The following is a 13,288-nucleotide window of genomic DNA, read 5'->3' on the forward strand; positions in this document are numbered from 1 at the left end:
ATCGTTCCAGATGGGGAGGCTACGCGTTTGAAGAAGAAAATTGTGCCGGTCGCGTTAACGCTCGGATTGCTTGTTTCGCTAAGCGTGCCCAATGCCGCAAGCTATGCGGCGTCGGCCACGGAGAAGATTGATCAGCAGATATTAGCGCTGAAGAAACAGAAGGCGGAAGCGCAGCAGAAAGCGAATAATGCGCAGAATCAAATCACGAAAGTCCAGTCGGAGAAGGATCAGACGACCAAGGACATGAACACTTTGCTCAATCAAGTGAACGAAGCTAGCAAAAAACTGACGGAACTCAATGAACAAATTGACCAAGTGTCGGATATGTTGGAAGCGAACGGGAAGCAATTGGATGAAGCGGAAGCGCGTGTCGTGAGCCGCGACAATATGCTGAAATCCCGCGTGCGATTGATGTATATGAACGGGTTCGTTTCTTATATGGACGTTGTGCTAAGTGCGACGAGCTTTTCCGATTTCCTGAACCGGATCGAAGCATTGAAATCTATCGTCAATCAAGATAAAGAAATACTAGAGTCGAATATGAAAGACAAGGAAATGGTTGCACAGAAAAAAGCGGAGACGGAGAAGCAGCTTGAAAAAGTGAAAGCTCTCTATGCGGATGCGGATGCACTGCGCGAAGATCTGCAGGTGAAGGAGAAGGCGAAGGAAGTGAAGATCGCCTCACTAGCGAAGCAAGAACGAGAGCTGGAGGAAATCTCGGAAGAAAGCGATAAACAGATTACCCAGTTAGCCAAGCAAGAGGCTGATTTGCAGGCGAAGAAGCGGGCCGCAGAGAATGCGAAATCGCCATTCACGTATGCGGGCGGTAAGTTGGGCTATCCGCTAGCTTCTCAGGCACCGATCACCTCGGACTTCGTGAGTCGGATCAATCCTGTGACAGGAAAACAAGAGAACCATAAAGGGATCGATTTGGGCACGGCCAAAGGAACGCCGATTCTTGCCGCAGAGAACGGATCTGTCATCTATGCCTCATGGATGAATGGCTACGGAAACTGTGTCATCATCGATCATGGCGGCGGACTTTGGACGCTGTACGGTCATATTATGAACGATGGTATTTACGTGAAAGTCGGCGATGTCGTGAAGCGCGGACAGAAAATTGCCGGTGTTGGCTCCACGGGGCAGTCGACCGGTAATCACTTGCATTTTGAAGTGCGGAAAAATGAAGTGCCAACGGATCCTAAGCCATTCTTGCGTTAGGACAAACTGGTAATAATAAGTGAGGGGCTTGTCATATACTAAAGCAGGCCATCTCAAAAAGGGTAAGAGGAAAAAGGATGTGAATCGCACTTTGCAATTCAAAGGTCGCACGGTCATTGTATTCGTTTTGTTAGCTATGTTCGCAAGCAGTATTGTTACACTGACGATTGTCGATTCCTCCTTTACTTGGGGAAAGAATGAGCAATCCACGGGCAGTTCGGCGACATCAGTTTCTGCTTCGTCGGGGCTTTCAAGCAAGGATTTAAACAAAATCGCCACCACGTTTCAGCTGATCGAGAGTAAGTATCTCAAGCAGCCCGATCATGATCAACTCGTCAATGGCGCGATTAACGGGATGTTGGAATCTTTAGAAGATCCATTTTCTGTGTATATGGACCAGAAGGAAGCGAAGCAGTTCGATGAGAGTATCACATCCTCGTTCCAAGGCATAGGTGCTGAGGTTTCGCTGGAGGATGGCAAATTCGTTATTGTGTCGCCGATTAAAGGATCACCTGCCGAGAAAGCGGGCATCCAATCCAAGGATGTCGTCGTCTCTGTAAACGGTGAGAAGTTGGACGGGCTTACCCTGAATCAAGCGGTGATGAAAATCCGCGGACCTAAGGGTACGCAGGCGAAGCTGGACTTATTGCGTCAAGGTACGGGGGATCCCGTGCAAGTTATTGTTGTGAGAGATAATATCGATGTCGAAACGGTACATGCGGAAATGATGGCGGATCAGATTGGCAAAATTGAGATTCGTCAATTCTCATCCAATACCGCGGTTCGATTCGCGGAAGAGCTGAAAAGCCTGGAAGCGAAAGGCATGAAGGGACTTGTTATCGACGTTCGTAACGATCCAGGAGGCTTGCTGAATGTGGTCGTGGACATCGTGAATCCATTCGTGAAGAGCGGTTCACCGATCTTGCAGGTTGAGAATCGGGATGGGAAGCGGGAGCCGACACCTTCGACAGGCAAAGGGAAAAATTACCCCGTCACGGTGCTGATTAATAAAGGAAGCGCGAGTGCATCCGAGATTCTGGCAGGCGCGTTCCAAGAAGCGGTAGGCAGCAAAATCATTGGTGAAACGTCCTACGGAAAAGGAACGGTTCAAGTCACGTTCGAGAAGGAAATGGGCGACGGCAGCAATATCAAGATGACGGTGTACAAATGGCTGACGCCAAATGGCAACTGGATTCATAAGAAGGGTATCACACCTGACATTGCGGTTGAGCAGCCGGGTTACTTCAAGGCGGCGCCGCTGACGAAGAAGGACGTCCTGAAGCAAGACACTACGAGCGATGATGTGAAAAACTTGCAGTTGATGCTAGCGGGTCTGGGCTTTAATGCCGAGCGGACTGACGGCTATTTCAGCGAAAAAACGACGCTAGCCGTGAAAGCTTTCCAAAAGGCGAACAGTTTGCCTGTAACAGGCGAAGTGGACACAGATACAGCGTCCAAGATCGAGAAGGCCATTATGACCCAAATTCGTGATCCGAAAAATGATGCTCAGCTTAAAGCCGCTGTCTATCAGATTCAGAAGCAACTTGGCAAATAAAATGACCGTAAGTTATTGGAAATTGTACCGCTGCGGCAGGAAATAAGCGCTCGCGGTCGAAATAGAGTAGGAAGGTTGCTTTCGTGGCGACCTTCCTATTTCTTTTTGCCAAGGAGCCTAGATTCGTATGGATGTGTGGTTGCAATTTTTGGACAGAGGGCTGCAGGCTGTGGGGCAGCTGTTTACGAATCCGTTTTACTATATAGGTATACTGTTTATCGTTCTGCACTATCGGAAGCAAATCCAAATGGAGCGGAAGCTCTTTCATACACGTCTGCACAGCTTGCTGAGTGAAACGTGGCGTGTGGTGCTCTGGGGCTGGGTTGGCGGACTTACCGCGTCGATTCTGCTCTTCTTCGTGGGGGTGACGGTGCAAGCGGACGTGATCCTTATCCTTTGGGTGATTACGGTCGTTCTCATGCTGTTTCGCGTGCGGTTCCTATGCCTGGCTTACGCGGTTGGGGTTCTAGGGATTGCGCAGCTCATCCTTTCGTGGATTCCTGATGCTGCGAGCCTGCGTGAGTCTTACACGATGGTAGAAGCCGTGGCAAGCGCGGATATCCCTTCGCTGTTGGTTATCGTTGCCGTCCTGCACCTCTTAGAGGGCGTACTGGTCGGCTGGCAAGGGGCGCGGATGGCAACGCCGCTGTTTCTTGAAGGGAAGCGCGGCCAAATGATTGGCGCTCAGCGGTTGCAAGGCTTTTGGCCAGTGCCGTTGTTCCTCCTCGTGCCGATGAGTGGCGGAAGTGATCTGGCACTGCCGTGGTCGACGCTGTTTAGTCCTGATCTTTCCGCAGGCTGGACGCTGCTGGCCTTCCCAGCGATGATCGGCTTCACCGAGCTGACGCTCTCGAAGCTGCCGCAGAAGCAAGCGCGCTACAGCGCGAACTTGCTCTACGTGTACGGTGTCGTGATGCTTGGTGCAGCTGTGGCAGCTCACTTCTGGACACCGTTTGCCCTGCTTGGAGCAGTGCTGAGCATCGTGGTGCACGAAGGTGTGCTCTTTTATAACCAGTGGGCCGAGTCGAAAATGACCCCTTTCTATATTCACTCCGAGCGCGGACTTCTGGTGCTTTCGGTGGTACCGAACAGCCCTGCGCAGGAGCTCGGCATTGGGGTGGGCGAGGTCATTCACAAGGTGAATGGACTCAAAATCAAAACCAAAACCGACCTGCACGCGGCGATGAGCTTGAACTCCGCCTTTTGTAGGCTGGAGATTCTGAATCATCAGGGCGAGGTGCGGTTTTTGAAACGAGGCATATTCGCGGGCGATCATCATCAGCTTGGCATTCTGCTCGCACCTGATCAAGACGTGCTGTATTATCTGGAGCAGCGTCCGCAGCATCTGTTCAGCTACTTGCACGGTAAGCTAACGGGGCTTTTGCCGAACAATTCAACGAAGTCATTGTAAAACGGGGCTGCCCCAGCGTAGAGATGATCCTGCGCGGGGGTGGCTTTTTGCATGTTTGTGGTATATCGCTAACCCGGTTGGGACGCGACCGCACCTCGCAGCACAACCGCAATCGCAGCTAATGTCAAAACCCCAATCCGAACCCGTCGCTCCCTTCCGCCGCAAATAAGACCGCAGAGGTCTTAAATCGCGACTCGCTGGTAGCGAAAGCACGATAAGACCCCGCAAAGGTCTTATTCTCCATTACCCCGCCCCGAGACGGGCTGGCACACAAAAAAGCCCTACATCCACATCGTGGATATAGGGCTAGGGCACGCACAGGGCCGCACCTACTGCGTCGGTGTCGTCGGTTTAATTTCATCCCGGAGTACGATAATCTCGACGCGGCGATTTTTGCTGCGATTGGTATCGCTCGTATTCGGTTCCTTCGGCACCGTGTCCGCATAAGCGGTCGCGATGAACTTCTTATCGTCCAGCTTCGCCGTATCGCTGAAATAGCGAAGGACAGAGAGGGAGCGGGCGAAGGAGAGCCCCCAGTTATCTTTGTAAGGAGATCCAGGTGCTAGCGGCAAATTGTCCGTATGCCCCTCGATACTGACCTTACTTTTTAGCGTCGGGAAGAGGGAAGCCAGCTTTTGCAGAATCGGGAAGGAAGGGGCCTTCAGGTCCGCTTTGCCCAAATCGAACAGGAAGAGATCATTGAGCGTAATCGCCACGCCGCGTTCCGTATTCATGGCGGACACTTGGGACTCCAACTTTTGATCCGTAATGTACGTTTGAATTTGCTTCAAGAGATCCTGCAGCTCTTTCTCGCGCTTGTCTTTCTCGCTGTCTTCAGGTTTCGTCTTGTCGTGCTCTTCTTTCTGCTCATCCTGATTATGTTGCGTGTAGTCCTTATCCTTGCTATCCGCGTCGCCTTGCTTCGGCGTCATGGAACCGCTGATCCCATGGTTTTTATCCAGGATGGAGTCCGCTTTTTGGAATTGCAGGTTTAAGGCTTGGGCCAAAACGGAATACTTTTGAACATCCACTTTACTCATCGCATACATGATAATAAAAAAAACGAGCAGCAGCGTAATCAAGTCGGCGTACGTAATGAGCCATCTCTCATGATTAACATGTTCTTCGTGCTTCTTACCGCGCCTCGCCAAAGCCATCGACCTCCTCTGGAGCTTGCTTAGTTGATTTATCGTGGAGGAAGGAATTCAGTTTTTTCTTGATTAGTTGCGGATTTTCTCCCGCTTGTAGAGCGAGGATGCCTTCCAGCATCAATTCCATTTCACTAACCATTTCTTTACCGCGAATTTTAATTTTCGTCGCAATAGGCAAATAAATTAAGTTGGCGCTCATAACGCCGTACAGAGTAGCGGTGAAAGCAACGGCAATGGCAGGTCCAAGGGAGGACGGGTCCTCGAGGTTGCCTAGAACGTGAATAAGTCCCATGACCGTACCGATGATTCCCATTGTAGGTGCATATCCGCCGCCGGCTTCAAAAACTTTGGACATATTCGTAACTTGATGCTCAATCGCATCCATTTCAAGCTCCAGAATCTGACGCGTCAGCTCGGGATCGGTACCGTCGACAACCATCAGGAGTCCATCCTTCAAGAATGGATTCTGGTGCTCCTGCGCACGCTGCTCAAGGGCAAGGACACCCTCTCGACGAGCAATGGAGGCCATATCCACGATTTCATCGATGGTGGCTGCGGGGTCTCTCCTTACCTGTTTGAAGGCGATACCGAGGGCTTTAGGAATTTTAGCTAAAATAGAACCAGGAAAGCTCACGGCTACTGCGCCAAACGTTCCGCCGAAGACAATAAGCAATGCGCTTGGGATGATTAATGAGGAGACGTGACCGCCATCCCACATGTATCCGCCGATTAATCCTGCAAGACCCAATACTAACCCTAATACGGTTGTCAAATCCATGACTGTACCACTCCTAATTCGTATAAAAAGAATAGATACCGCTGCTCGCAAAAGCCGCCTAACATAAGGCTTAAACTGGGAATGCTGTTTGCATCCATGCGTCAAAAAGAGTATAATAAAAAAACGAGAACAAACATTCTTATGTTGGATTTCGTACTACAATCCGTCATATATGGACAAAAAGTACCATAGACTTCTTTATCGGAATGTCGAAAGGGAAAGTTTATAGGATAAAAGTTCGATTTATTTCGGAAATCGAGGGTGATAATGGATGAATGAAATCGTCATGAGCTCCAAGAAATTCGAGCTTGTCTCCGAATTTCAGCCACAAGGGGATCAGCCCCAAGCTATTGATGAAATTGTACGGAGTATCGAAGCCGGCAACAAGCATCAGACGCTGCTCGGTGCGACGGGAACAGGCAAGACGTTCACAGCAGCGCAAGTTATCGCGAAATTAAACCGACCTACCTTGATCATAGCTCATAACAAAACTTTAGCCGCGCAATTGTGCAGCGAATTCAAAGAGTTTTTCCCTCATAATGCGGTATCCTACTTTGTCAGTTATTACGACTACTACCAGCCAGAAGCCTACATTGCCTCCTCCGATACGTACATCGAGAAAGATTCCAGTGTAAATGAAGAAATTGATAAACTTCGCCACTCCGCGACGAGCTCCTTATTCGAACGCCGCGACGTTATTGTCGTTGCCAGCGTTTCGTGTATTTATGGCTTGGGTTCTCCGATGGAATACGGGAATATGCTGCTCTCACTGCGTGTTGGTATGGAGAAATCGCGGAATGAAATTCTGCACAGGCTCGTGGATATTCAATATCAGCGCAATGATTTGAACTTTGTGCGCGGTACGTTCCGTGTGCGCGGCGATGTTGTAGAAATTTTCCCAGCGTCGCATAGTGAGCATGCGGTGCGTGTCGAGCTTTTTGGGGATGAGATTGAGAAGATTACCGAAATCAACGTCCTCACAGGGGAAATTATTGGTCAGCGCGAGCATATCGCAATTTTCCCGGCGTCTCACTTCGTAACGCATGAAGATACGATGAAGCGGGCGCTCGTAAACATCGGGCGTGAGCTGGAAGAACGGCTTGCAGAACTTAGAGAGCAAGGAAAGCTTCTGGAAGCGCAGCGTTTGGAGCAGCGAACACGTTACGATATGGAAATGATGGAGGAGATGGGATTCTGCTCGGGGATCGAGAATTACTCGGGGCCTCTGACCTTCCGTGAACGGGGAGCAACGCCGTATACGTTGCTGGATTATTTCCCAGACGACATGCTGTTCATGGTCGATGAATCCCATGTGACGCTGCCGCAAATTCGAGCGATGTTCAATGGGGATAAGGCGAGGAAAGATGTGCTGGTAGAGCATGGCTTCCGGCTGCCGTCTGCCTTGGATAATCGGCCGCTACGCTTTGAGGAATTCGAAGACAAGGTCACTCAAATTTTATATATTTCAGCAACGCCAGGGCCTTATGAATTAGAACATTGTCCGACGATGATTCAACAAATTATTCGGCCTACAGGGTTGCTCGATCCGATCATTGAGGTTCGTCCGACCAAAGGGCAGATTGACGATCTGATTGCAGAAATACAAGATCGCGTTCGCAAAGATGAGCGGGTGTTGGTGACGACATTAACGAAGAAAATGTCCGAGGATTTAACGGACTATTTCAAGGAAATCGGGATTAAAGTACGGTATTTGCACTCGGATATTAAGACGTTTGAACGGATGCAGATTCTTCGGGATTTGCGGTTGGGGACATTCCACGTGCTGATTGGGATTAACTTGCTGAGAGAAGGCCTCGATCTACCGGAAGTATCGCTTGTCGCCATTCTGGATGCGGATAAGGAAGGGTTCTTGCGCTCGGAGCGCTCGTTGATCCAGACGATTGGCCGTGCAGCGCGTAATGCGGATGGCCGCGTGATCATGTACGGGGATAAAATCACGGATTCGATGGAGAAAGCGATCTCGGAAACGAATCGCCGTCGAAGCTTGCAAGAAGCCAACAATGAGCGATTGGGGATTACGCCGCAGACGATCGCGAAGAAAGTTCGCGATGTCATCGAGGCTACGAAAGTCGCCGAACAGAAGTCCGATTATCTGGCCGATGTGAAGGGCGCCAAAATGTCGAAAAAAGATCGCGCTACGCTCATCGAACGCCTGGAAGGCGAGATGAAAGAGGCGGCGAAGAACTTGCAATTCGAGCGTGCCGCACAGCTGCGTGACGCAATTATGGAAATGAAGGCTGATGCCTAGCAACAAGGGGAGCATCAGTGTCACATAGGAGAGGAAGGTTATCTGTGTCTAGAGATCAGATCGTCATTAAAGGAGCGAGAGCTCACAATCTTAAAAATATTGATGTCACCATTCCGCGTGATAAGTTCGTCGTTCTTACGGGCTTGAGCGGATCTGGGAAATCATCGCTGGCCTTTGATACGATTTATGCAGAAGGGCAGCGCAGGTACGTTGAATCGCTATCTGCTTATGCGCGTCAATTTCTTGGGAATATGGATAAGCCAGATGTTGATTCGATTGATGGCCTGTCGCCTGCGATTTCAATTGACCAGAAAACAACGAGCCGCAATCCGCGTTCCACGGTAGGAACGGTTACTGAAATTTATGACTATTTAAGGTTGCTGTTCGCCCGTATCGGGCGTCCGCATTGCCCGACACACGGCATAGAGATCACGTCGCAAACCGTGGAACAAATGGTTGATCGCATTATGGAGTACCCAGAGCGTACGAAAATTCAAATTCTGGCTCCGCTCGTTTCAGGCCGCAAAGGTGAGCATTCGAAGTTGTTCACGGATGTGCAGAAGCAAGGGTTTGTCCGTGTACGTGTAAACGGAGAGACCATGGACCTCTCTGAGAAAATAGAGCTCGACAAAAATAAGAAACATACCATTGATGTGGTCGTAGACCGTATTGTCGTCAAAGATGATGTGCAGACACGTCTGGCCGATTCACTCGAAACTGCGTTGAAATTGGCGAACGGGCGAGTCATTGTGGATGTGATGGAACAAGAAGAGCTGCTATTTAGCCAAAACCTCGCATGCCCAGAGTGTGGTTTCAGTGTGGAAGAGCTTGCGCCACGTATGTTTTCCTTTAACAGTCCATTCGGAGCTTGTCCAGAATGCGACGGGTTAGGGAGTCAGATGATCGTGGACCCTGATCTCTTAGTTCCCGATGGAAAGCTAACGATTGAAGAGGGCGCATTTGAAGCGTGGGCAGGCAGCACGTCTAACTATTATCCGCAGTTCCTTGCTGCGGTGTGTGAGCATTATCATATTCCACGGAATGTCCCTGTATCGGAACTAAGCAGTGATCAAATGAAGGTCATTTTGTACGGAACGGGAGGCGAGAAGATTCGCTTCCGTTATGAGAATGACATGGGTGCCACGAAGGAAGCGCTCGTACCGTTCGAAGGGATTATTCGTAACCTGGAGCGCCGATTCAAAGATACGTTCTCAGAGGGCATTCGCGAGCACATTCAGACCTATATGAGCACGAAGCCGTGTCCGAAGTGTAAAGGGCAGCGCTTGAAGCCTGAGACGCTTGCAGTGACAATCAACGGCAAGAACATCGCCCACGCAACGTCCTTATCCATTGGCGAGGCGGAAGAATGGTTCAAAGGGCTGGAATTGAATGAACGAGAGCTGACGATCTCCAACCTGATTCTTAAGGAAATCCGCGCGCGTCTAGGTTTCCTCGTGAACGTAGGTCTCGATTATTTAACGATGCATCGTTCAGCAGGCACTCTGTCAGGGGGAGAAGCGCAGCGCATTCGCTTGGCTACGCAAATTGGCTCCAGCCTAATGGGCGTCCTCTATATTTTGGATGAGCCGAGTATCGGCTTGCACCAACGGGATAATACCCGGTTGATTCAGACGCTAGAGCATATGCGTGATCTCGGGAACACCTTGATCGTCGTGGAGCACGATGAAGATACAATGATGGCAGCGGATTATATCATCGATATCGGCCCTGGCGCTGGCATCCACGGCGGACAAGTCATTGCGCAAGGCACGCCTACTGAGCTCATGGCTGACGAGAACTCACTGACGGGCCAATACTTAAGCGGGAAGCGGTTCATTCCGATTCCAGCAGAACGTCGCAAGCCGATTGGCAAATGGCTTGAAGTCAAAGGAGCCAAAGAAAATAACCTGCGCAACGTCTCGGCCAAAATACCGCTAGGGGTATTCACGTGTGTGACTGGTGTATCGGGATCAGGGAAAAGTACATTGATCAATGAAATTCTATTCAAAACGCTTGCACGCGATTTGAACGGGGCGAAGGTGCGTCCTGGCGAGCATAAAGAAATTGCCGGTCTGGAGCATATTGATAAGGTCATCGACATCGACCAATCGCCAATCGGGCGCACACCGCGTTCTAATCCTGCCACCTACACAGGCGTATTCGATGATATTCGCGATGTGTACGCGAATACGAATGAAGCCAAGGTGCGCGGCTACAAGAAGGGCCGTTTCAGCTTTAACGTGAAAGGCGGCCGTTGCGAGGCTTGCCGTGGAGACGGCATCATCAAGATCGAGATGCACTTCCTGCCGGACGTGTACGTGCCTTGCGAAATCTGCAAAGGCAAACGCTACAACCGCGAGACGATGGAAGTGAAATATAAAGGCAAGAGCATTTCGGAAGTGTTGGAGATGACGATTGAAGACGGCTGCGAGTTCTTCCAGAACTTGCCGCGCATTCATCGTAAACTGACGACACTTCTGGATGTGGGGCTGGGCTACATGACCCTCGGCCAGCCAGCGACCACGCTGTCAGGCGGCGAAGCCCAGCGTGTGAAGCTCGCGGCGGAGTTGTACCGCCGCAGTACAGGCAAGACGATCTACATCCTGGATGAGCCCACAACGGGGCTCCACATCCACGATATCGATCGTCTGCTGAAGGTGCTGCACCGCCTCGTGGAGAGCGGTGAAACCGTGTTGGTCATCGAGCATAACCTCGATGTCATCAAGACGGCGGACCACCTCATCGATCTAGGACCCGAAGGTGGCAGCCGCGGGGGCTTGATCGTGGCGTCGGGTACGCCAGAGGATGTCGTGAAGGTGGCCGGGTCGTATACCGGCCAGTATTTGAAGCCGATCCTCGAGCGGGATCGGGAGCGTTCAGAGGATTATGCGAAGCGATTGGAGATTCTAGAAGGCTCCGTTAGCTAGAACCGAACATTAAGCTTGGAAGCGGCCATGCGTAAAGCCGTTTTCAGGCTTTTTGCCTTTTGAAACAAATTCGACACATACATTAAGGGAAGATTAATCGAATGAGTCAGGCTTCGACAATTTAACCCTCTTTCCAATTAATTGAAATTAAGCCTATAATAATAGTAAGCAACAGTGAACATCTCCTTCTACCTAACTAATGACATGATGATTGAGAGATATAGCAGTGTAGTCAAATTATTTGTTATGGAGGCTAGTGAAAAATGAAACCGACGTTAGAGCTTCAAGAGATTGTATCTGCTTTGGGGATTGATCCGTTCCGATTTCTAGCATGGCAAGAAGAGGAGCTGGCCTATGCAGGGTTGAACGAGTACGAAGAAGACGAAGATCATCGAGAATCGCTGGCTGGATAAAGACAGCAGCGCATGACATACGCGAAGCGAAGAGGGAATCCCAAAGCCATCAAGTTGGCTAAGGGATTCTCTCTTTTTAGCCGCATACCAAAGTAATAAATTGGAGAGCATTTGGACAGTTTATACGTGTGAGGGACTTCGCGCCATGAGGGGAACCCAAACAAAAGGTGACAAACTTGTTACACATCGGGACAACTACTTGCATCTCGTGTCTAATCAAGCTAACATAGTATTAAAATAGCAGGACGTGTGCCTTGCACCGAGTTACTATAAGGAGGTTTCACCATGTTATTCGCGGAAGCAGCTGAAGCATCAACAAGTACGTATACAGCTTTTGACATTTATGTGTTGATCTTCACAGTGATTATTGGCATTGCGGTAATCAGACAATTGATTAACCCTAAACGTAATTTGTTTGCATTAGGATTTGGAACTGTTGCGCTACTTGTTTTCCTATTCATGGACGTTATCATGATTAAGGGTTGGTAGTACATAGAAGCAACAATTAAAAGCCCACAGGATACAAGATCCTTAGATCTTGAGCCTGTGGGCTTTTCTCAATCAATATGAGTGATTGAAGTTTATACCCACCACATTTCACCAAGTGGTTCCTTGATGAGAACTTGTTGCAGGTTTTGAACAGCTTTGGAGAAGCCTTCGTCTACGGACATCAAACCATCTTCGTGCTCGATGCTGACCACGTAGTCGTAGCCGACTAGACGCAATGCGGAGATGATGTCAGCCCATACTTTCATGTCGTGGCCGAAACCAACGGAGCGGAACTGCCAGGAGCGATCAAGCATGTTAGCGTAGGACTGCATGTCCGTTACGCCAAAGCGGTTTGTGTTGTTGTAATCATGCGATGTATCCTTCGCGTGGAAATGGTGAATCGCGTTAGCGCGACCAAGGATTTGCACCGCTTGAACGGGGTCAATCCCCTGCCACCACATGTGACTTGGATCCAAGTTGGCACCAATTACTTCACCAGCCGCTTCACGCAGGCGAAGAAGGGTAGCTGGCGTATGTACGGAGAAACCGCCGTGCAGCTCAAGACCGATTTTGATATTACGATCAGAAGCGAATTTACCTGTTTCTTTCCAGTACGGAATAACTTTGTTCGTCCACTGCCAGTCCAGAATCTCTTGGAAATCGTTCGGCCAAGGGGCTACTGGCCAGTTCGGGTATTTCGCATCCTCGTGGTCGCCAGGGCAGCCAGAGAATGTGTTTACAACAGGAACTTCAAGACGCTCAGCGAGTTCAATCGTTTGTATAATTGCATCGTGGAATTCTTTTGCGATTTGCTTTTGCGGGTGAAGAGGGTTACCGTGCGCGCTTAATGCGCTGATCGTCAAGCCGCGGGATTCTACCGCTTTTTTAAATGCTTTCAATTTTCCTGCATCAGCAAGAAGTTCACTTGGGTTGCAATGAGCTGTACCCGGGTAACCGCCAGTACCAATTTCAACAGCGTCCAAGCCTTTCGCCGCGATATAATCCAGCGCTTCCTCGAAAGGTTTTCCACCGAATAGAACCATAAATACGCCTAACTTCATTAGGTTACACCTC

General features: G+C 49.9%; 10 protein-coding genes. 7 read left to right on the plus strand and 3 right to left on the minus strand.

What is annotated here, in order from left to right; genetic code table 11:
- Window positions 1-27 precede the first annotated feature (27 nt).
- The 3 genes from MJB10_RS00700 (at window position 28) to MJB10_RS00710 (ending at window position 4,187) form a co-directional block, all read left to right on the plus strand.
- The gene (locus MJB10_RS00700; RefSeq protein ID WP_314800533.1) at window positions 28-1,221 is read left to right on the plus strand and encodes a murein hydrolase activator EnvC family protein; all 1,194 of its coding nucleotides are present in this window, start codon (window positions 28-30) and stop codon (window positions 1,219-1,221) included.
- Between the two features lie 91 nt (window positions 1,222-1,312).
- A complete protein-coding gene (locus MJB10_RS00705; RefSeq protein WP_314805434.1) occupies window positions 1,313-2,776 on the plus strand; it encodes a S41 family peptidase in 1,464 nt (487 codons plus the stop codon).
- Window positions 2,777-2,903: 127 nt separating this feature from the next.
- Window positions 2,904-4,187, plus strand: coding sequence for a PDZ domain-containing protein (locus MJB10_RS00710; protein WP_314800536.1), 1,284 nt, complete (start codon window positions 2,904-2,906; stop codon window positions 4,185-4,187).
- A 329-nt stretch (window positions 4,188-4,516) separates the two neighbouring features.
- Here MJB10_RS00710 and MJB10_RS00715 read toward each other — a convergent pair whose 3' ends face one another.
- A complete protein-coding gene (locus tag MJB10_RS00715) occupies window positions 4,517-5,344 on the minus strand; it encodes a flagellar motor protein MotB (protein ID WP_397386561.1) in 828 nt (275 codons plus the stop codon).
- Entirely contained in the window at window positions 5,322-6,116 is a 795-nt protein-coding gene (locus MJB10_RS00720) for a flagellar motor protein (protein ID WP_314800540.1), read from the minus strand. The genes MJB10_RS00715 and MJB10_RS00720 overlap by 23 nt, the downstream gene beginning before the upstream one ends.
- A 271-nt stretch (window positions 6,117-6,387) precedes the next feature.
- On the opposite strand from MJB10_RS00720, the gene uvrB reads away from it, so the two are divergent.
- From uvrB to MJB10_RS00740, 4 genes are all read left to right on the plus strand, one after another.
- Window positions 6,388-8,385 carry an excinuclease ABC subunit UvrB gene (uvrB, locus tag MJB10_RS00725; RefSeq protein WP_314800544.1) on the plus strand — a complete coding sequence of 666 codons (1,998 nt, stop codon included), beginning with the start codon at window positions 6,388-6,390 and terminating at the stop codon, window positions 8,383-8,385.
- Between the two features lie 44 nt (window positions 8,386-8,429).
- Entirely contained in the window at window positions 8,430-11,312 is a 2,883-nt protein-coding gene (uvrA, locus tag MJB10_RS00730) for an excinuclease ABC subunit UvrA (RefSeq protein ID WP_314800548.1), read from the plus strand.
- 263 nt (window positions 11,313-11,575) lie between these two features.
- A complete protein-coding gene (locus MJB10_RS00735; protein ID WP_314800556.1) occupies window positions 11,576-11,725 on the plus strand; it encodes a hypothetical protein in 150 nt (49 codons plus the stop codon).
- A 285-nt stretch (window positions 11,726-12,010) separates the two neighbouring features.
- Complete coding sequence (locus MJB10_RS00740; protein WP_314800559.1) at window positions 12,011-12,214, plus strand: hypothetical protein; 204 nt, start codon at window positions 12,011-12,013, stop codon at window positions 12,212-12,214.
- Window positions 12,215-12,306: 92 nt separating this feature from the next.
- Here MJB10_RS00740 and MJB10_RS00745 read toward each other — a convergent pair whose 3' ends face one another.
- Entirely contained in the window at window positions 12,307-13,275 is a 969-nt protein-coding gene (locus tag MJB10_RS00745; protein WP_314800561.1) for a sugar phosphate isomerase/epimerase family protein, read from the minus strand.
- Between the last annotated feature and the right edge of the window lie 13 nt (window positions 13,276-13,288).

Source organism: Paenibacillus sp. MBLB1832 (assembly GCF_032271945.1).
GTDB classification, from domain to species: domain Bacteria; phylum Bacillota; class Bacilli; order Paenibacillales; family NBRC-103111; genus Paenibacillus_E; species Paenibacillus_E roseopurpureus.

Bases quoted from the DNA above. Each gene is read 5' to 3' on its own strand.
- MJB10_RS00720 (WP_314800540.1), bottom strand. From the start codon at position 6,116: ATGGATTTGACAACCGTATTAGGGTTAGTATTGGGTCTTGCAGGATTA.
- MJB10_RS00740 (WP_314800559.1), top strand. From the start codon at position 12,011: ATGTTATTCGCGGAAGCAGCTGAAGCATCAACAAGTACGTATACAGCT.
- MJB10_RS00735 (WP_314800556.1), top strand. From the start codon at position 11,576: ATGAAACCGACGTTAGAGCTTCAAGAGATTGTATCTGCTTTGGGGATT.
- MJB10_RS00710 (WP_314800536.1), top strand. From the start codon at position 2,904: ATGGATGTGTGGTTGCAATTTTTGGACAGAGGGCTGCAGGCTGTGGGG.
- MJB10_RS00715 (WP_397386561.1), bottom strand. From the start codon at position 5,344: ATGGCTTTGGCGAGGCGCGGTAAGAAGCACGAAGAACATGTTAATCAT.
- uvrB (WP_314800544.1), top strand. From the start codon at position 6,388: ATGAATGAAATCGTCATGAGCTCCAAGAAATTCGAGCTTGTCTCCGAA.
- MJB10_RS00745 (WP_314800561.1), bottom strand. From the start codon at position 13,275: ATGAAGTTAGGCGTATTTATGGTTCTATTCGGTGGAAAACCTTTCGAG.